General features: G+C 66.6%; 11 protein-coding genes. 5 read left to right on the top strand and 6 right to left on the bottom strand.

Features of this window, described 5'->3' with window-relative positions; translation table 11 throughout:
• Nucleotides 1-61: 61 nt before the first annotated feature.
• Nucleotides 62-2,863, bottom strand: a complete 2,802-nt coding sequence (locus tag HNQ67_RS07950) for a TonB-dependent receptor domain-containing protein (RefSeq protein WP_343054853.1) — start codon at nt 2,861-2,863, stop codon at nt 62-64.
• 680 nt (nt 2,864-3,543) lie between these two features.
• Between HNQ67_RS07950 and HNQ67_RS07945 the strand changes: the two genes are divergently transcribed.
• Nucleotides 3,544-4,377 (top strand): 2-keto-4-pentenoate hydratase, encoded by an 834-nt coding sequence (locus HNQ67_RS07945; RefSeq protein ID WP_183254787.1) that lies wholly within the window; start codon nt 3,544-3,546, stop codon nt 4,375-4,377.
• A gap of 7 nt (nt 4,378-4,384) precedes the next feature.
• On the opposite strand, the gene HNQ67_RS07940 is transcribed toward HNQ67_RS07945, so the two are convergent.
• The 5 genes from HNQ67_RS07940 to HNQ67_RS07920 are packed head-to-tail and all read right to left on the bottom strand — an operon-like array spanning nt 4,385 to nt 11,781.
• Nucleotides 4,385-5,299, bottom strand: a complete 915-nt coding sequence (locus HNQ67_RS07940; RefSeq protein ID WP_183254179.1) for a sugar kinase — start codon at nt 5,297-5,299, stop codon at nt 4,385-4,387.
• Nucleotides 5,300-5,324: 25 nt separating this feature from the next.
• Nucleotides 5,325-6,077, bottom strand: coding sequence for an SDR family NAD(P)-dependent oxidoreductase (locus HNQ67_RS07935; RefSeq protein WP_183254178.1), 753 nt, complete (start codon nt 6,075-6,077; stop codon nt 5,325-5,327).
• A complete protein-coding gene (locus HNQ67_RS07930) occupies nt 6,078-7,367 on the bottom strand; it encodes an MFS transporter (RefSeq protein ID WP_183254176.1) in 1,290 nt (429 codons plus the stop codon).
• Nucleotides 7,364-9,592 carry a heparinase II/III domain-containing protein gene (locus HNQ67_RS07925; RefSeq protein WP_183254174.1) on the bottom strand — a complete coding sequence of 743 codons (2,229 nt, stop codon included), beginning with the start codon at nt 9,590-9,592 and terminating at the stop codon, nt 7,364-7,366. Before HNQ67_RS07925 ends, HNQ67_RS07930 begins: the two co-directional genes overlap by 4 nt.
• Entirely contained in the window at nt 9,589-11,781 is a 2,193-nt protein-coding gene (locus HNQ67_RS07920) for a polysaccharide lyase 6 family protein (protein ID WP_221247806.1), read from the bottom strand. Before HNQ67_RS07920 ends, HNQ67_RS07925 begins: the two co-directional genes overlap by 4 nt.
• 300 nt (nt 11,782-12,081) lie before the next feature.
• Here HNQ67_RS07920 and HNQ67_RS07915 point away from each other — a divergent pair, with 300 nt between their 5' ends.
• The 4 genes from HNQ67_RS07915 (at nt 12,082) to HNQ67_RS07900 (ending at nt 18,083) form a co-directional block, all read left to right on the top strand.
• Nucleotides 12,082-14,994 (top strand): TonB-dependent receptor, encoded by a 2,913-nt coding sequence (locus tag HNQ67_RS07915; protein WP_221247805.1) that lies wholly within the window; start codon nt 12,082-12,084, stop codon nt 14,992-14,994.
• A 79-nt stretch (nt 14,995-15,073) separates the two neighbouring features.
• On the top strand, nt 15,074-15,817 hold the full coding sequence (locus HNQ67_RS07910) for a FadR/GntR family transcriptional regulator (RefSeq protein WP_183254172.1): 744 nt from the start codon (nt 15,074-15,076) through the stop codon (nt 15,815-15,817).
• Between the two features lie 171 nt (nt 15,818-15,988).
• Nucleotides 15,989-16,417 carry a DUF2924 domain-containing protein gene (locus HNQ67_RS07905; protein WP_183254170.1) on the top strand — a complete coding sequence of 143 codons (429 nt, stop codon included), beginning with the start codon at nt 15,989-15,991 and terminating at the stop codon, nt 16,415-16,417.
• Complete coding sequence (locus HNQ67_RS07900) at nt 16,404-18,083, top strand: recombinase family protein (protein ID WP_183254168.1); 1,680 nt, start codon at nt 16,404-16,406, stop codon at nt 18,081-18,083. Before HNQ67_RS07905 ends, HNQ67_RS07900 begins: the two co-directional genes overlap by 14 nt.
• Nucleotides 18,084-18,637 lie beyond the last annotated feature (554 nt).

The raw sequence follows: 18,637 nt of genomic DNA, 5'->3' as shown, positions 1-18,637 counted from the left end.
GTCGAAAGAAAAACGGCGGGGCCGAAGCCCCGCCGTCCTGTGGTCTGCGCTGATCCGGAGATCAGAACTTGGCGGTGAGACCGATCGAGTAGCGACGACCCAGGGTGTCGTAGGTCGACGGATCGGTGTTGGCCTGCACGCCCGGGGAATACACCGCCGGATCCTCGTCCGTGAGGTTGTTCACGGTCGCGCGGAGCGAGACGCTATCGGTCAGCTCCCAGCTGGCGTTGAGGTCAAAGTAGTCTTTTTCGGGGATCTCGTTCGCCGTGCCGAACTGGGTCATCTCTCCGATCCGGCGCCAGCGGGCCCCGAGGCCGAAGCCCGCGTTCCGCCAGTTGACCGAGGTCAGCGACTTCCATTCCGGGAAGGTGTTGCCGAACACGCTGTCGATGGTGCCAGTCCGCTCGGTGATCGGCGCGCCGGCCACGTCCTGGCGGGAGAAGTTCTCGAGCCAGCCGACAATGACATTGAGCGACAGGTCCCCCCAGGCCGGCAGGCCGATGTCTTCCATGACGAAATTCCAGTCGAGCTGGAGATCGACGCCCGACGTCTTGAGCGTCGCCAGGTTGGCGTTGAGCTCGCGGGCGTTGATCACGCTGCCCGACAGCGGATCGCGCTGGAACAGGGTGCAGAAGCCGTTGTTGGGGTCGTAGGTCGGGTTCTGGCCGGCGGAGTTGAAGCAGCCCTGAAGCTGGGCCGCCGCGCCGATGGAGCCGATCACGTCCTCGATGGTGATGTCGTAGTAATCGGCCGAGGCCGAAAGCCCCGACAGCCACGGCGTGCTGAACGGCGAGCGGACCACGAGGCCGGCCGTGTACGACTCCGAGGTCTCTTCGAACAGGTCGGGGTTGCCGCCGGTGAAACCGGGCACCTGGTTATTGGAGTATTGGAAGCTGTTGATGGCCGCCGGCGAGATTCCCTGGGCCAGGCAGAGCGCCCGGACCTGGGCCGCGTTCGGACCGTTACGGTAGCTGCTGCGGACATCGCAGGGGTCGCCTGAGACACCGGTCAGCGAGGGCGCGCCGATCGAGGGGAAGCTGGTGTTCAGCGGCGCGAACAGTTCCCCGATCGACGGCGCACGAACCGACTGCGCATAGCCGCCCCGGGCGCGAAGGAAGTCGTTGATCTCCCAGTCCAGGTCAGCCCGGTAGGCGCTGACTCCCCCGACCGTATTGTAGTCCCCGTAGCGGTAGCCGAGCGTCAGATCCAGCTGTTGAACCATCGGCAGGTTGGAGACCAGCGGCACCAGGAACTCGGCGAAATATTCGACCGTGTTGGTCTCGCCCTTGAGCGGTTGGCTGGGGTTGAAGCCGGCGATCTCCGAGCCACCCGTCGTGCCGCCGTCGGCACGGGTGACGGTGGGGTTGATGCGCGAGAGCGATGCGTCGGGGCGGAACTCGAACGAATCCTCGCGATAGCCGACACCCGCCGCAAAGCGAAGGTCTCCAGCCGGCAGGTCCATCAGGCTGCCTTGCAACGAGGCCTCGACAACCCGCTGGTACTGTTCCGTGACATTCTGCGACGTGCGCGAGATGTAGGCGATACAGGCTGGCGACAGGTTGGATTCGCCGAACGGGTTGAAGCCGCCCGCGCAGATCGAGCGGCCGCCGTCAGCCGCGTCCAGCAGGGTTTGAACCGACGAGCGGGAGATGTTGCCGGTCTGGACAGTCACCCGTTCCATGCGGCCGAGCTGGGCGTAGATATCGTAGGTCCAGTCGCGCAGGCCGACAAGGTCGCCGCGAACGCCGGTCGTGCCCTGGTAAACGGTGTAGTCTTCGGTGCTACGGCGCCCGCCGACTTCGGTGAAGCGTTTGTCGAGGCGGAACGAATTGTTCGGCAGCGCCCGGGCGTTCAGGAAGGAGCGCAGGGTCGGGGTGATGAAGGGGTTGGTCGACGGAACGCGGAAACCGGTGGTCGAAGCCGCCGGCGTGGCGGCCAGCTCTTGCGCCGCTTCGTACTGGGTGAACAGCAGGTTACCGTAGATTTCGGCGGCCGGCGTCAGCTCATAGTCGACCGCAGCGTAGGCATTCCATCGGTCCAGCGGCAGCTGCAGATAGTTCAGGGCGCCGGTATTGTAGACATAGTTGCCGACGCCCGGGTTGGCGAAGCCGTCATAGTCGATGCCGCCGGGGCTCTCGAAGTTGCGCGTTTGCGTGTAGCTGAAGATCGAACCGCTGTTGTTGAAGCCGAACGACCCGGTGTTGCTGATACAGGGAGCGGCCGCGTTGCTCGGCGTCGGGCAGACCGTTGGCGAGCCGAAATAGCCGTTGATGAACGCCTGGTTCGGAAGGTTGGTGGAATCGAAAACGGTGCTGCCCAGCGGGGAGGTGCCCGACGGCCCGGAGATGCGCGAGAACTCGCGATCGCGGTTATAGATGAATTCGCGGGTCGAGTGACCCAGGGACAGGACCGCATTGCCACGGCCGTCGGCGATGTCGCCGCCCATGGTGACCGAATAGCTCTCGGTGGCGCCGTCCTTGCGATCGGTGACGCCGTACTGGGCGTCGAACTGCACGCCTTCGAACCGGTTATCGATGATGAAGTTGGCCACGCCCGCGAGGGCGTCGGAGCCGTAAGCGGCCGAGGCGCCGCCCGAGATGACCTCGACGTTGCGGATCAGCGGCGTCGGCAGAATGTTGATGTCGACGGCGCCGCTCGAGTTGGACGGCACGACGCGCCGGCCGTTCATCAGAACCAGGGTGCGCTGGGTGCCCAGGCCGCGAAGGTTGATGTTGGCTTGACCGCCGTTGGACGGGTTGTTCGAGGTCTGATTGATAGACGGAACGAACTGGGGAAGATCATTAATCAGTGCGTCGATAGTAACGGCGCCGGTGGCTTGGAAGTCCTCTTGGCTGACGGTCACGATCGGGCTGGTCGACACGTAGTCCTTTCGCGCGATACGTGAGCCCGTAACAATGATGTCGCCAACCTGGGCAGCGTCTTCTGCGACCGGATCCTGGTCCGCGGTCTGTGCTGAGGCGCCTGTTGCCAAAAACGCAACGGCGGCAAAGGCCCCGCCCCACATTGTCGTTCGGAGCAGCTGCGCCCTCGCCGAAACTGATTGCATGATCGTCCTCCCAAATAAAACCGCTGGTCCAATCTGACGCTCAGATGGTCCCCCAAACGCTCTTTCACGCACGATTTTATCAAAGTCACGAGGGATTGCGTCGTCGTACTCTTCCGTTCATTGACTGTCTCATTGCTGCCACACTTCACGCCAGTTGGAACTGCGAGTAGGGGTGAAAATGGTGGTCCGCAGTGACGCCAGCGGTTCGATCGGTCGGCCCCAACCACCGGTTGAACCGCACCCGCCCGCCTGATTTAACCCGGACACAGACCTGGACTTGGGGGTCCGGCGGTGTGCATGCGAGGGCAAGCTGTCCCGCGATCTGGCGAGTCACACGGGCTCACCCCGCCGGGGCTGACGGCAAGCGATCCGGACCTCCGCCGGAGCGGAGACCTGTCAATCAGCGCGATAGGTCGTCCGGGACGCTATCGGGTTCGTCCCTCGCGGGTTAGCCTGACGGATCAGTCCTGTTGTCGATGGTGCTTGCTGTGTCCCTGGCCAAACCACCCGCGTCTGAAGAAGCGACGCAGATCGCCAAAGACTTTGTCGAAGCGCGGCTTCAGGCCCGGTCGATCGGGCGCTACCCGGGCGTTCCGCCGGAGACCATGGCCGCCGCCTACAACATTCAGGAAGCTGCAATCGCACAGTTCCCAGGCACGATCGCAGGCTGGAAGGTTGGGGGCGTGCCGGTGGCGCTTCAGGAAAGGCTCGGCGTGCACCGTGTGTCCGGACCGATCTTCGATCGTGGCCTGTGGCGCTCTGATGACGTTACGCCGGTGCGTGTGCCCGCCATCGCGGGTGGATTCGCAGCGGTGGAGGCGGAGTTCGTCGCCCGGATCGGCGCGGTCGATCCCGTCCGTCTGGACTGGACGATCGAGGCGGCGCAGGCCGCGATCGACGCGATGTTCGTCGGCGTAGAGGTCGCCGGGAGTCCGTTGTCGGAGCTCAATGATATGGGGCCGGCGGCGGTCGCTTCGGACTTCGGCAACCACGCCGGACTCGTGCTCGGGTACGAGGTGCCTGCATGGCGCGAGCGGATGAGCGAAGTCGCGGTTGAAACCCGCGTCAATGGCGTTCACGTCGGTGCGGGCGGAGCCGCCAGCCTTGCGGGCGGGCCGCTGGAATCCGTCCGGTTTCTCCTCGAGCATTGTGCGCGTCGGGGACGGCCTTTGACGGAGGGCATGCTGATCTCGACCGGGGCGGTGACGGGGGTGCATCGGGTCGGGATCGGCGACGTCTCCGTGTGCCGGTTCGGCGGTATCGCTGAACTTCAATGCCTTGTCGTCGAGGCATCGCCCACGGAATCCTGAGGGCCCTTCAGCGGGGCATCCGGTCGACCGGGATGATCGCACCCCGGTGCTGAATCACCTGTCTGGCCAGTCGGTGCCCGGCCTCGACGGCGGCGACCAGATCGGCCCCCGACATCAGGGCGTGCAGGCAGGCGGCGTTGAAGCTGTCGCCGGCGCCGGTGGTGTCGACCGGCTGGATCGGCGCGGTCTCGACCAGCCGGGCCGGACCGCCGTCGGAGGCGAGGGCGCCGTCGGGACCCTGTTTGACGATGACCAGTGACGCGCCCGCCGCGCGCCAGCGGGCGTCGGTGTCCGCCGGGGTCGCGTCGCCCATCAGGGCCTGTTCGTCCTCGAAGGTCGGCAGGGCCCAGTCGACCAGCGGCAGGAAGGCCGCCACCGCCTCGCGCGCGGCTGAATGCGAAGGCCAGTTGCGCGGCCGGTAGTTGGGGTCGAAGGCGACCTTGCCGCCCCGGGCGCGCACCGCCCGGGCGATAGCGTGGATGGTGGCGCGGCCGGCGTCGTCGAACAGGGACAGGGTGATGCCGGACAGGTAGAACAGATCGGCCCGCTTCATCGCCTCGGCCGCCCTGGCCGAGTCCCGGAGCGCGAAGAAATTCCGCGCCGCGCTGGTCTCCCGCCAGTAGGTGAAGGTGCGCTCGCCTGCGTCGTCGGTGCGGATGGCGTAGAGGCCGGGCACGCGGTCGGGATCGGTGAGGGCGAGGTCCAGGTCGATGCCTTCGGCGCTCCAGGCGGCGCGCAGTTCGTCGGACCACGGATCGGGGCCGAGCGCCGTCGCATAGGCGACGTCGGCGCCGAGCCGGGCCATATAGAGGGCGGTGTTCAACGTGTCGCCGCCGAACGCCAGCCGGGCCGAGCCGTCGGCCTGGCGGGACAGTTCGAGCATGCATTCGCCGAACGAGACGACGCGCGGCCGGTCGCTCATGCTCCGCGCGCCTCGTGAACGGACATCACGAGAAGGCCAGGCCGCCGTTGATGTCGAGGTTGGCGCCGGTGATGAAGGCCGCGTCGTCGGAGACGAGGAAGGCGACGGTGGCGGCGACCTCTTCCGGCCGCCCCTCGCGGCGCAGAGGCGTGCTGCCCGCGACGGTCTTGCGCACCTCATCCCTGGTGAAGGTGTCGTGGAAGCGGGTGGCGATCATGCCGGGGCACAGGGCGTTGACGCGGATGCCCTGGGGGCCCAGCTCCTTGGCCATGGCGCGGGTGAAGGTCATGATCGCGCCCTTGGAGGTGGCGTAGATCGAGGCCCCGGGGCCGCCGCCGTCCCGTCCCGCCTGGGACGAGAAATTCAGGATGGTCGAGCCGGATCCCATGTAGGGAACGGCCGCCCGGGTCGTCAGATAGGCCGACTTCAGGTTCAGGTTCATCACCGTGTCGAAGAAGGCCTCGTCGATCTCGGCGAGCGGGCGGCGCTGGACCATGCCTCCGGCCAGGTTGACGAGGATGTCGATGCGGTCGCCGAAGGCGGCCCGCGCGGCCGCGATCAGCCCGTCGACGCCGGCGGCTGTCGAGACGTCGGCGCGATGGATGATGGCCTGCCCGCCGGCGTCCTGGACGAGCTTCAGGGTTTCGGCGGCGCTGGCCTCGTCGTTGGCGAAGTTGATGACCACGCGCGCGCCCTCGGCGGCGAGCGCCCGTGAGACTTCACGGCCGATGTCGCGACCGCCGCCGGTGACGATGGCGACCTTGTCTTGCAAGCGCATTCAGGAATCCTTTGACACGGAGAGTTTGGGCTCGACCGGCGCGATGCGGCCGGTGACGAACCAGACAGAGATGAGCGAGAGCGGCACGAGCGCCGCGACGAGGAGGAAGACCGGTCCGAACGAGACCTTGGTCATCGCCGGCACCAGCCAGGTGGTGATCAGGACGCCGGCCACCGCCGCCATGCCGCTGACCCCGGCCAGCGACCCCACCGAGCGACCGTCGAACAGATCGCCCGGGAGGGTCTGGATGTTGCCGATGGCGATCTGGAAGCCGAACAGGACGCCGGCGATGACCAGCACGGCGGCGGTCGGCTCGGTCATGAAGGGCGCGGCGATCAGGCAGGGGGCCATGATCGCGCCGCCGACGGTGATCGACAGCTTGCGCGCCATGTTGACGCTGCGGCCCGACTTGATCAGCTGACCCGAGAGCCAGCCGCCGCCCAGGCTGCCGATGGCGGCGCCGACGAACGGCACCCAGGCGAAGATGCCGATCTGTTTGATATCGAAACCGAAGGTCTCGGCCAGATAGATCGGCAGCCAGGACACGAACAGCCACCAGACCGGGTCGAGGAAGAAGCGCGACAGGATCACGCCCCAGCTCTGACGGTGGCCGAGCAGTTGCCGGACGTTGGGAACATAGACCGGGGCGGCGGGCGTCTCGGTCGCCTGGGCGGCGGCGGTGGGGTTGTCCAGAACCCGGGCGGCGGCGTCGGCCATCGCCTGTTGTTTCGGACCGGCGCGGTAGATGATCAGCCACGGCAGCAGCCACAGGAATCCGAGGGCGCCGATCAGGATGAAGGTGCCCTTCCAGTCCAGCGCCAGATAGAGGAATGCGATCAGGGGCGCCGAGATGATGGCGCCGATCGAGGCCCCGGCGTTGAAGATGCCCTGGGCAAAGGCGCGTTCCGAGGGCGGGAACCACTCCGCATTGGCCTTGACCGCGCCCGGCCAGGCGCCCGCTTCACTGATGCCGAGCATGGCCCGGAAGATGGCGAAGGACGTCACCGAATTGGCCACGGCGTGCAGCGCGATCGAGATCGACCAGACGCCGATCGACAGGGCGAAGCCGAGGCGGACGCCGATCGCATCGAACAGCTTGCCGAAGGCGAACTGGCCGATGGCGTAGAAGACCATGAACACCGTCACGAGGGCGGCGTAGTCTTCCTTGGTCGCGCCGATGTCGGCGGCGATCTCGGGCCACATCACCGCCAGGGCGTTGCGGTCGATGTAGTTGATCACCGTGGCGATGGCGATCAGGCCGATAACGACCCAGCGGAAGTGGGATTTCATCGCGTCGTCTCCCGGTCGAACCGGGCCCACGGGCCGGTCCATTGATAGGTTTGTCCGCCGACGCGGACGATGTGGCGGGTTCCCGCGCCGATCTCGTCGGCGACGCCCAGCGCCACCGTCTTGCCGGAGGCGAGGGTGACGATGACCAGTTCAGCGGCATCGCCGCGGTGGCGTTCGATGCTGCGGATCCGGCTCGTCGATCCGGTGACGGTCTCGGCCGAGCCGTCATAGGCGCCGTGGGGCTCCAGCACGGCGACGAAGCTGGCGTCCGGCTGTCCCTCCATGCGTCGGATCAGGGCCTGCTCCCGGCGCAGGTTGAAGTTCGGATCGTTGGCGCCGCTCTCGACCAGCAGGGCCTGTGTCGGGGCGGAGGCGGCGAAGCGATAGGTGTAGAAACGGCCGTCCAGCAGCCAGGTCAGGCTGCGATCGCCGTCTTCGGCCCCGGACCGGGCGTCGACCCACAGGTGCTGATAGCCGGCGCGGTCGCCCAGCACCGGGCGCTCCGTCACGGCGTGTTCCGCCGCGAAACCCCGGGTGATGATGTGGCCGTTGAAATGCAGCGGCAGGTCGTACATCGCCGGCTCCGATCCATCGGCGCGCATCAGGTCGATGGCGACGGGGAAGGCCAGGTCCGGATGTTCGACGAGGGCGAGGGTCCGGGTGAGAATCACGCCGGGGTAGGCGTCGGCGGTGCGGCCCGAGACGATCTGGACGCCGTTCCCGGAGTCGAACAGCAGCGGCGTCGTGCCGTGCTCTTCGCCGCGCCGCCAGTCGCCGTCGAAATGGCTCCGGCTGTTCACCGCCAGCGTATTGTGGGCGATGGTCTGGACGGCCCAGGTCTCGTTCTCTTCGAGATAGCCGCCGCCGTTCTTGGCCTCAACATTGAGGAAGCGGGCGGCGCCATAGTCGCGCACGATGGCGTTGCCGTTGTCGTAGAACAGCCAGTTCAGGCGGTCGAAATGGCCGTGCCCCTGACCCTGCTGGGTGTTCTTCATGACCAGCATCTGGTCGTCGGTCCCGCCGGCACGGAGCAGGGCGAGGGCCCCGAGGTCGCCGTCGGGACCGTCGCGAAGTTGCATCGACCGGAAGGCGAAGGGTCGGGCGGCGCCCGAGGCCACGCCCTGGGCGATAGCCAGACCGTCGGGAGACAGCAGGGTGCGGCCCTGGGCCCGGGCGATGGAGAGCAGGCCCGGATCCCCGGTCTGGGCGTAGGCGATGGCGACGCCGGTGACGATCTCCTCGCTGCGAATGTCCTTGTCGGGCATCGCATCGTTCAGGGGGAGGATGAGGCCGTCGTAGGTGGACTGCAGCAGGCCATCGACCGCCTTGAGCAGGACGCCGTCGCGATAGGCGAAGATGCCGCGGTCGGGCTCGTTCTGCTCGATGGCGCGGGCGAAGATGACGAACGGCGCCAGGGCATAGCGCTGATAATACGGGCCCTCGGCGTAGTAACCGTCGGGCGAGAACAGCAGATCGATCTGGCGCAGGAAGCCGGCTTCGCCGTCCCGCTGTGTGCCGCGAAGCGCACGCTCGACCAGGTCCGGATCGCGCAGCACATAGCCGGTCATGCCGACCCCGGCGGTGGCCCAGGTGGCGTGGTTGTGGATGCGGTCGAAATAGGCGGCGTTCTGCTCCGACAGGAAGGCCGCCATGCGCCGGAACACGTCGTCGTCGATCCGGCGTCGGTCCTCGGGCGAGAGGGTGTCGCGGATCGCGTCGTAACCCTGGGAGGCGTAGACCAGCCAGACGGAGTCGTTGAGCGCCTGCCAGAACAGCCGGCCCTTGACCGGAGACCGCCCCGCCGGGTGCTGACCCAGGGTCGGGTACAGGGCCGCGTACTCCTGCAGGATGTCGCGGGCGAAGTCGGCGTAGACCCGGTCGCCGGTGAGGCGATACAGGGCGCCGGCGCCGGCGATGAGCTTGTAGTTGGCCTTGTGCTGTTCGTGGGTGACGCCGCCGCCCAGGTCGCGGGGCTGGGGCACGTTGATCCCGGCGGCCATGGCGGCGCGAACCTCGCGCTCGACGCGGGCGCGCTCGGCGGCGAACATCGGATAGCGGTCGGCCGCTTCGGCCATGCGGGCCCAGTCGGAGGGCGAGACCAAAACCGGCGCGGCGATGTCGCTCGCCGGCTGTGTCGCCACGGGGGCCGCCGCCTGGGCCGCCGCCGTCAGAGGCGCGGCGGCGCAACCGAGCAGCAGGGCCAAGGACAGAAGCGGGCGCTTCATCGGGCGGCCTCGACGGCGTCGACGTTGCTGTCCAGCGCCGCGCCCTCATTGCCGGCCCAGATCAGCAGGGGTTCGCCGACCTGACGGTGGAAGCGCACCGGGCCGCTGGCGACGAAGCGGTTGCCGGTCAGTTCGGCGCGCTGGACCCCGTGCAGTTTGACGGCGCCGGGCTCCACGCCGGTCGCGCCGACCCGGTCGAAGGTTGACCCAGTCAGGGTCAGGCGGGGGCCGAAAGTGCTTTCGTCCGTGCCGCCGCGATAGAGATCGATGGCCGGCCCGGCGATGTCCCGGAAGGTCGAGTCCGAGATGACGACCTGTTCGGCGTTGTAGGTGCCCAGGTCCTGGGTGTCGGCGTGGGCGGCGATGACGGAGCCGGTCGCGCCCTCGACCGTGACGGCCTCGAGGCGGATCATCTCGGCCAAGGTGCGCGGCCCGGCGGCGAACAGGCTGAAGGCCCGGTTGACCTTCATGTCCCGGAAGCGGGCGTTGTCGATTTCGAGCCGGTAGCCGGCGGCGCCCTCGCGGGCCCGGATGACCGCATTGCCGGCCGCGTCCGGCGCGGCGTCCCCGGAGACGTTCAGGTTCGACAGTTTCAGCGAGCCACCGCGTTCGATCTCGAACAGGGTCGGCCGTGAGAAGGTGATGGTGGCCTCGCCGTCGGCGGGCCCCTGGACTGTCAGGGCGCGGTCGAGGGCCAGAACCTGGTTGACCACATACTGCCCCGCCTCGAGCTGCAGGCGGTCGCCAGCGGCCGCGGCGTGCACGGCGCGGGTCAGGGTGTCCTCGCCGGGCTGCACGGCCTGAACCCGCCCGCTGTCCAGCGCGGCGCTGCGGCTTTCCTTCGGATACCAGTCGACCCCCACGGCGCTCTTCGAGACGAACTGCAGGTCGCGCCGGGCGCCGACGCCGTCCAGCCCCTCGGGGGCCAGCAGGCGCCCGCGGCCGCGCGCGACTGTCACCTCGCGCCCGTCGAAGCCGGGCAGGGCGTGGTTGGGCGGGGGCGACTGGACATTGCCGCTGAAGTGGATGCCGGACATATCGCCCAGAATCCGGATCGGGTCCCGGCCGTCGCGGTTGACGATCAGGTTGTTGGCCATGCGGCTGTTGACCGGCGCCGCCGAACGCTCCTGGTCCATGCCGGCGCCGAGAAAGATTTCGGCCGCGTCGACGATGGTGTTGTTCTCGATCACCGCCTGATCGACCTGGACATAGCGGTTCAGAGGCGAGTTCGGCACGCCGTGCATGATGGTCAGGGCGCTGCCGAAGCCCCGGCCGCGCAGGTTCTCGAGGTAATTGTTGCGGACCGTATTGCGCCGGTTGATGACGCGGACGCCGCCGGTGTTGTCGACGCCGTTGCCGATGAAGACGTTGTCCTCGACCGTGTTGCCGTCGCCGTGCCGCAGGACCAGGGCGCCCTGACTCTCGAAGAAGACATTGCCCCGATAGACGTTCGAGCCCGACTTGTTGGAGATGATCTCGACCTCGCCGTCACAGTGTTCGAACCAGTTGGCGGTGACGACGGTGAAGGAATCCGATTCCGAATCGTGACTGGTGCCGATGCGGATGGTCTCGCCGCCGTTCGATCCCAGGTTGGGGCGGCGGCCGAAATAGTTGTGGTCGATCAGGTGCCGGTTCTCGAGCCCCTGTTCGGCGTCGCGGACAACCACCAGGGTCGCGCCCGCGTTGGTCTTGCCCATCAACTGGTTGTGGTCGAACCGGTTGTGGCGGCCATACATCGCCACCCAGTTGTCGCTCTCGTCGCGCTGCGGCTTGGAGAAACCGTCGATGACCACGCCGGTGACCCGGCTGTTGTTGGCGCGCCGCGTGCGGCTCTGACGGAACGACACCACCTCCCCGGTGGGCGACCAGCCGTCCCGGAACACCAGGTTGGAGACGACCAGATGCTCTCCGGCCATGCGCAGATTCGATTGTCCCGACAGGACCACGCCGCCGGGAGTCTGGCCGGTCAGGGTGATCGGCGCTCCGGCGCGGCCCGTTCCCGTGAACAGAATCTGGAAATCCCGCCATTCGCCGTCCGCGAGGATGACGCGGTCGCCGGGCTGGCTCCGGCGCATGGCCTCCGGGAACTCCGAAGGCGTGCGCACGAGCCGGTCCTCGGCCACGACGTGGTGGGCGACGCCCAGCATGACGATCGTCGCCGCCGCAGCGGCCAACTGGCGTAGCGCCATCGCTTCCTCCCATCGGAGCCTCGGGGGCTCTCTTGGGCCGAATAGGTAGCAGAGACGCAACCGACGTCAACCGGTTGGTTAGGCCAAATCCGTGTAATTGGACTGGCAATCTCGCACATATCGACAAAAAACAGCAGCTTGGATGTGTTTAACCACGGCAGAGCCGTCGATCCGGACGACCTCGCCTCAAAAGGGACAGACCAATTATTCGACCACAGAGATGTAATTGGTTGACAAAGCGGTCTGGAGCGATGAAGCCTGCGCTCAAGCTCGCCAAAGTCGGGTATGGGAGGATTTTTCATGTGGCATCTCGAAGCGCCGTCGCGCGGCCGTTTTCTGCGTCCCGGCTTGCGGGCCGTCCTGCTGGGGGGGATCGCGCTGCCCGCGATGTTCGCCGCGCCGGCCGTCTGGGCCCAGGACCCGCCGCCGGCCGCACAGGATCCGGGCGAACCCTCGCAAGTCGAGGAAGTCGTGGTCACGGGCATCCGGGCTTCGATCCAGAGTTCGATCGATCGCAAGCGGGAAGAAACCGTCGTCGCCGACGTCCTTTCGGCTGACGACATCGGCGACCTGCCGGCCCTGTCGATCGGTGAAGCCATCGAGACCATCACCGGCGCCTCGACGCACCGCGAGAAGGGCGGCGCCTCGGAGATCGCCATCCGCGGTCTCGGCCCCTATCTGGGCTCCGCCACCTTCAACGGCCGCGAGGCGACGAACGGCAGCGGCGACCGGTCCGTCAACTTCAACCAGTTCCCGTCCGAGCTGATCAACACCGTCGCCATCTACAAGACCCAGCGGGCCGACTTCGTCGAGGGCGGGGTCTCCGGCATCATCAACATGGAGACGATCCAGCCGCTCGATTTCGGCCGCCGCCGGATCCAGCTGGAGGGCCGGGCGCTTTATTCCGCCTACGATAGCCGCCTGAACGATCCGGCCGGCCCCGGCTGGCGCGGCACGGCCAGCTATGTCGATCAGTTCGATCTCGGCGGCGCCGGGCGTCTGGGCGTATCGCTCGGCATCCAGAGCCTGAAAAGCACCAACCCCGAGGAACTGTTCACCTCCAGCTCGACCTGGGTCGCCTGTAACGGGACCCAGACCGTCTCGGCCACGTCCAACTGTTCACAGGTCACCCCGGCCCAGGTGGCGGCGGGCACGCCCTATTATCTGACGGCCGGCAGCCGGACCTATCGCCAGTTCGTCGAGAACGACCAGCGGGACGCGATCTTCGGCGCCCTCCAGTGGCAGCCGACCGACACCCTGGAGATCTCGGTCGATTACCAGAACTCGCGCCGCACCTACACCGAGGAGCGGAACGATCTGAACTTCTCCGAGACCATGCGCGGCGCCAACAATCGCGTGGTGACCGAGGATGGCGTCCTGCTGGCCTACACCGGCAACACCACCATCGAATCGACGCCCACCTACCGCATCCGCGACGAGCAGTATGAGGGCGGCGGCGTGCGGGTCGAGTGGCAGCCATCGGACCGGCTGACCCTGTCTACCGACCTGTCCTACTCCAGCACCTACCGCAGCGAAATGGATCGCCAGGTGCGGATGCGCTCCGGCATTCGCGACATCAACGGCGCCGTCGTGCCGGGCGTGATCGCCACCAACGCCGCCCAGACCGGGGGGCAGCGGGTCAACTACACCTTCGACGCCCGCAACGGGATTCTCCCGACCATCACGGTCAATCCCCTGTTTGATCTGAACCGCTGGGAGAACTTCAGCGCCGCGGCCCGCGCCCGCCGGGACGAGCTCATCCGCGAGAACGAGATCAAGGCCATCCGGGTCGATGGCGGTTACGAGATGGACGGGGTCCTGACCGCAATCCGCGCCGGCGTCCGGTTCTCGGAACTGACCTACGCCGACCTCGACGACCGGGTCGAAACCAACGTCACCAACACCGCGGTGATCCGCGACGCCAACGTGGCCTGCCGCCGCGAGTTTGGTCAGGAGGACTTCCTCGCCAACGCGACCGGGACCACCATCACCAGCTGGGCGACGTTCGACGCCCGCTGCCTGTTCGAGGCCATCACCGGCGTTCCGGACACCGGGCTCAACCCCGACACCCGCGCCATCGGCAACCGGGACGTCACCGAACAGACCTCGGCCGCCTATGTGCTGGGCGAGTTCGACACCATGCTGTTCGGGGCGCCGGTTACGGGTAATGTCGGCCTGCGCTATGTGAAGACCGATGTGACCTCGATCGGTCTGCGCGGCGATTTCGACGTCGTCGCCAACCCCGACAGCACGATCCGGCTGGTGCCCACCGGCGACTTCGAGACGGTGACGATCGAGGCGGATTCCGAGGCGTGGCTCCCCAGCCTGAACGCCAACTTCGAGGTCCGCGACGACATGCAACTGCGTGTCGGCCTGTTCCGCGCCATGTCCCGGCCCGATCCCAGCAGCCTCGGCGCCGGGCGGACGCTGAACCTGGAGCCCGGTACATCGTTCGCGAACGTTGAGGACGCGATCGCCAGCATCACCGCCAACGGCAATCCGCGGGCCGAACCGCTGCTGTCCTGGAACGCCGACGTGTCTCTCGAGTGGTATCCGAACCCGGACTCCATCCTCAGCCTGGCGCTCTATCGCAAGATCTTCAACGGCGGGTTCATCCCGACCGTGATCGACGAGACCTACGTCATCGACGGTCAGTCCGTGACGGTTCCCGTCATCCAGGACGCGACCACCGACGAGGACAGCAAGCTGATCGGCTTCGAACTGACCGCGGCCCACCGGTTCTCCAACCTGCCGGCGCCCTTCGACGGCCTCGGGTTCAAAGCCAGCTACAACTACGCCGACTCGGACTTCCGCACCGAGGATCTGCGTCTCGGCGAGCGCGTCGATCCCCTGACCGGCGTCGTCACTCCCGGCATAGTGAAGCCGGCCGGCCTGTTCGGCCTGTCGTCCCAGGTCTTCTCCGGATCGCTCTACTGGGAGGTCGGGCCGTTCGAGGTGCAGAGCATCTACAAGTACCGGACGCAGTACTATCAGAAGTTCACCGGTTCGGCGGCCCAGAACCGCTACATCCGCGACACCGGCGTCTGGGATCTCCGGGCGACCTACCGGGTGAACCGGAACCTGTCGTTCATGTTCGAGGGGTCCAATCTGAACGACGAACCCCGTCTGCACGACATGCCGGTCCCGGGCTCGCTGCGCGAATACAACACCTACGGTCCGCGCTACTATCTCGGCGCCCGGTACCGATTCTAGGATGCCGGCGGGACGGCTTGCCGAGGCCGTCCCGCCCGCTCTACGAAGGATCGCCGACCCCACAGGAACCCTCACCACAATGTCGGAAACCCGCCTCTACCAATCGATCGCCTCGCGGATCCGCGGCTTGATCGACTCCGGCGAGTTTCCAACCGGCTCGCGTCTTCCGGGCGAGCGTGACCTGGCGGAGCGGTTCGGGGTCAGCCGCGTGACCATCCGGGAGGCCGAGATCGCGCTCGAGGCGCAGGGTCTGATCGCCATCAAGACGGGATCGGGCGTCTACGTTCAGGCGCGCTCACGCGCGCTGCCCGACGACTATCCGGATGTCTCGGCCTTCGACCTGACGGCGGCGCGCGCGGTGATCGAGGCCGAGGCCGCCGCGCTGGCGGCCATGGCCATCACCGACGACGAGATCCAGGAACTCGAGGACCTCGTGGTGGCGATGTCGAATCCCGCGGCCAGCGACGCCGAAGCCGCCGAAGCCGATCGACAGTTCCATCTCACCATCGCCCGCATCGCCGGCAATCCGGTCATCGAGCACTGCATCCAGCTGATCTGGCGGATGCGCAACGAGCTGCCGCGCGTGAAGCGGGTCTACGCCAGCGTCTGTCATCACGACTGGGACGCCCGGACGGACGAGCACGCCGCCGTGCTCGCCGCGCTGAAGGCCCGGGACGCCCAGGGCTCGCGCGCCGCCATGCGCGATCACTTCCACCGTCTTTTCGAGGCGATGCTGGAGGCGACCGAAAAGGACGCCCTGGCGGAGGTGCGTCGGCGCACCGAACACGACCGCGAGCGGTTTCTGGCGACCACCCGGATCTAGTCGCAATCCGGCCAGCGCCGCGCGGCCGCGGCGGTGGCGGTGCACCCAGTCATCCGACAACTAGTCTCCAGTTTTGTAGTGTAAGTAACTGCAAAATATGGATTTTATGGCTGGACATTTGTGATAGTTTAGTCGTCAAAGCGAAGTGCCTCTGCCCCTCGGGAGAGCGTGATGACGCCTGTCAACGATGAGCTGGAATCGTTTCTGGTCCGCCTTGAGACGATGCCGCTGATGGAGCTTCGGGCTGAGTGGCGAAAGCGATGGGGATCACCACCCCACGCGCTGCGATCCTCGCGCCTTCTCCGCCATTTGATCGCGTGGCGTCTTCAGGCCGCGGAATACGGCGATCTCACCTGGGATGATCGAAGGCGTTTAAAATCGGCCTCGCTGCCGACCCTGCAAACTCTCAAGGAAGGCAGCCGTGTCGCGCGTGAATATCTCGGCGTGATCCATGAGGTGGTCGCCGAGCGGGACGGGTTCCGATATCGCGAGCGTCAGTACCGGAGCCTCTCAGCCATCGCGCGCGAGATCACCGGGGTGCGCTGGAATGGGCCGCGCTTCTTTGGCCTTCGAACAGGTGCCGGCCATGGAGCACCGTAATCGGGTCCGTTGCGCCGTCTACACCCGCAAGAGCTCGGAGGAGGGACTGAGCCAGTCCTTCAACTCGCTCCACGCCCAGCGAGAATACTGCGAAGCCTATATCAAGTCCCAGGGCGGGGAGGGGTGGACGGTTGTTCGGCAACGATACGAGGACGGCGGGTTTTCTGGCGCCAGCATGGCACGGCCCGGCCTCGAGAGGCTTCTATCCGACATTGATGCGAAACTCATCGATGCCGTCGTCGTCTACAAGGTTGATCGGCTGACCAGATCGCTGGCCGACTTCGCTCGCATCTTGGAGCGGCTCGACAAGCAGAGGGTCGCATTCGTGAGCGTAACCCAGGCGTTCAACACCAACAGTTCAATGGGCCGATTGACGCTCAACGTTCTTCTGTCGTTCGCTCAATTCGAACGCGACGTGACCGGCGAACGGATCCGCGACAAGATCGCGGCCTCCAAAGCCAAGGGGATGTGGATGGGTGGGGTCGTGCCGCTCGGCTACGATCCGCCGGACGACTCTGGTGATCGAAGACTGCGGGTGAACGAGGCCGAGGCCGTCGCGGTGCGCTCGATCTTCGAGCGGCTCATACAGTGCCGATCGTTTTACGACCTCCAGCAGAAGCTAATGGAAGACGGCGTCCGGTCAAGATCCCGGCGAGCGCGCGGCGGTGCTGTGAGGGCAGGCGTGCCGTTCAGTCGCGGCGCCCTGCGTCACCTGCTCCAGAACAAGATCTACCTTGGGCTCATCTGCCACAAGGGCACAACCTACGAGGGCCGCCACGAGGCTATCGTTGATCGTGCCACATTCGACGCCGTCCAAGCGCTTCTCAGCCATCGCAGTGCGGCCTGGAAGCGACGGGCTCCGAACCTGGAACGGGCGCCGCTCCAAGGTCGGCTTTTTGATGGGCTGGGACAGAGCATGAAGCCGGTCTTCGCCCGGCGAAAGGGCCGGCTCTACGGCTACTATGTAGCGCCCAAGCTCGCGCTTGGCCTGACAGGCGCGGGCCGGGCCGATGCGCTCACGAGGGTGCCCTGCCGGCCGTTGGACGATCTGGTACGTCGACGGCTGATCGATCTGACTGGCGTGGATTCTGAAATGGTCTCGACGAGCATGTTGAGAGAGGTGGTGACGCGGGTCGAGGTTCACAGCGACGCGGTCCAGGCAGTTTTCAGGCTCAGCGAGCTCAGGCGTCTCAACGCGAGTTTGAGGGACGTCAACGAGTTGGAGGCCAAGCTGCAGCTGGGCGACAGGGTTTTGGCCGAGGCTTCGCGCCTCAACCACGTCCGCATCTCCATACCGGTCCGCATGAAAATGCGCGGTGGCAGAACATGGCTTGAAGATCGCGAAGCCACAGCGGGGGCCAAGGCCAAGGCCGTAAGGCTGGATGCAATCAAGCGTCTTCGAGCGGCCCATGTCGCCTTCAAACCATCGTGCCCGGCATTGGCGCGCCAACTCCCCCGCGTACGTTCGGCGCAGGCCCCTCTCAGTGACATCGGTAAGTTCGACTGGGTTTTTCTGGCTCCCGGCATTCAGTCCGCAATCCTCAGCGCGCGTCTCGATCCGACAACGATCTCACGACTAAAGCGCCACGCTTCGATCCCCTTGAGTTGGGCAGCTCAACGCCGACTACTGGAGCCAAATGGTACTATGGATGCTCCACATACCTAGCTGGCAGACATCGCCGGAAAACTGTCTCTGTTTGCTCCGGGCGCGGCCGGAGACAAGTTCGTGACTGGGTGGGGTAGGGGCAGTCCAACGGGAAACGGTCTCCGCCGGGGAGCCTCCGGTCGGGCCCAGAAGGTCTGTTGTGCGCGTCCGGTTCGACTCCCTCCCGGCTACCAGCCGCCCCACCTCCCCTCGTCGAGCGGCGGCAACCGATCAACGGCGCCGAGCCGTCCAACAGGGGGACTACCCCGTCAGCTTCGCTGAGGGCGCAGGACCGCCAGTCAGCGTAGTCCTCGGCTTGGGCCGCGGGCGAGCTATCGCCCGCCAGGACATAGGCGCGGACCGCCTCGGCGCGCTGGCGGCGCTCGGCCTGGGCGACCAGCCGGTCGCGTAGTGCCGCCTGTGCCTCGCGGTAGGCCGACTGCTTCTTACGCACCGTCTCCGCCGCCGCCCAGCGCTGGCTTTCCAACTCGCGCTCTTGCCGACGTTGCGCCTGCTCGGTTCGGCAGGGGTGGTTTGAGAGGTAGAGGTTTGTAGTGCTCGAGCTTGGCCCACCA

The sequence above is a fragment of the Brevundimonas basaltis genome, from assembly GCF_014202075.1.
Lineage (GTDB): Bacteria > Pseudomonadota > Alphaproteobacteria > Caulobacterales > Caulobacteraceae > Brevundimonas > Brevundimonas basaltis.
Note: the sequence above shows the minus strand (reverse complement) of the source record. Positions and strands in the feature narration are given on the sequence as shown.

What these genes read in the sequence shown, in the direction of transcription:
- HNQ67_RS07945 (WP_183254787.1), top strand. Translation starts at nt 3,544, where the DNA reads ATGGTGCTTGCTGTGTCCCTGGCCAAACCACCCGCGTCTGAAGAAGCG.
- HNQ67_RS07940 (WP_183254179.1), bottom strand. Translation starts at nt 5,299, where the DNA reads ATGAGCGACCGGCCGCGCGTCGTCTCGTTCGGCGAATGCATGCTCGAA.
- HNQ67_RS07935 (WP_183254178.1), bottom strand. Translation starts at nt 6,077, where the DNA reads ATGCGCTTGCAAGACAAGGTCGCCATCGTCACCGGCGGCGGTCGCGAC.
- HNQ67_RS07930 (WP_183254176.1), bottom strand. Translation starts at nt 7,367, where the DNA reads ATGAAATCCCACTTCCGCTGGGTCGTTATCGGCCTGATCGCCATCGCC.
- HNQ67_RS07925 (WP_183254174.1), bottom strand. Translation starts at nt 9,592, where the DNA reads ATGAAGCGCCCGCTTCTGTCCTTGGCCCTGCTGCTCGGTTGCGCCGCC.
- HNQ67_RS07920 (WP_221247806.1), bottom strand. Translation starts at nt 11,781, where the DNA reads ATGGCGCTACGCCAGTTGGCCGCTGCGGCGGCGACGATCGTCATGCTG.
- HNQ67_RS07915 (WP_221247805.1), top strand. Translation starts at nt 12,082, where the DNA reads ATGTGGCATCTCGAAGCGCCGTCGCGCGGCCGTTTTCTGCGTCCCGGC.
- HNQ67_RS07910 (WP_183254172.1), top strand. Translation starts at nt 15,074, where the DNA reads ATGTCGGAAACCCGCCTCTACCAATCGATCGCCTCGCGGATCCGCGGC.
- HNQ67_RS07905 (WP_183254170.1), top strand. Translation starts at nt 15,989, where the DNA reads ATGACGCCTGTCAACGATGAGCTGGAATCGTTTCTGGTCCGCCTTGAG.
- HNQ67_RS07900 (WP_183254168.1), top strand. Translation starts at nt 16,404, where the DNA reads ATGGAGCACCGTAATCGGGTCCGTTGCGCCGTCTACACCCGCAAGAGC.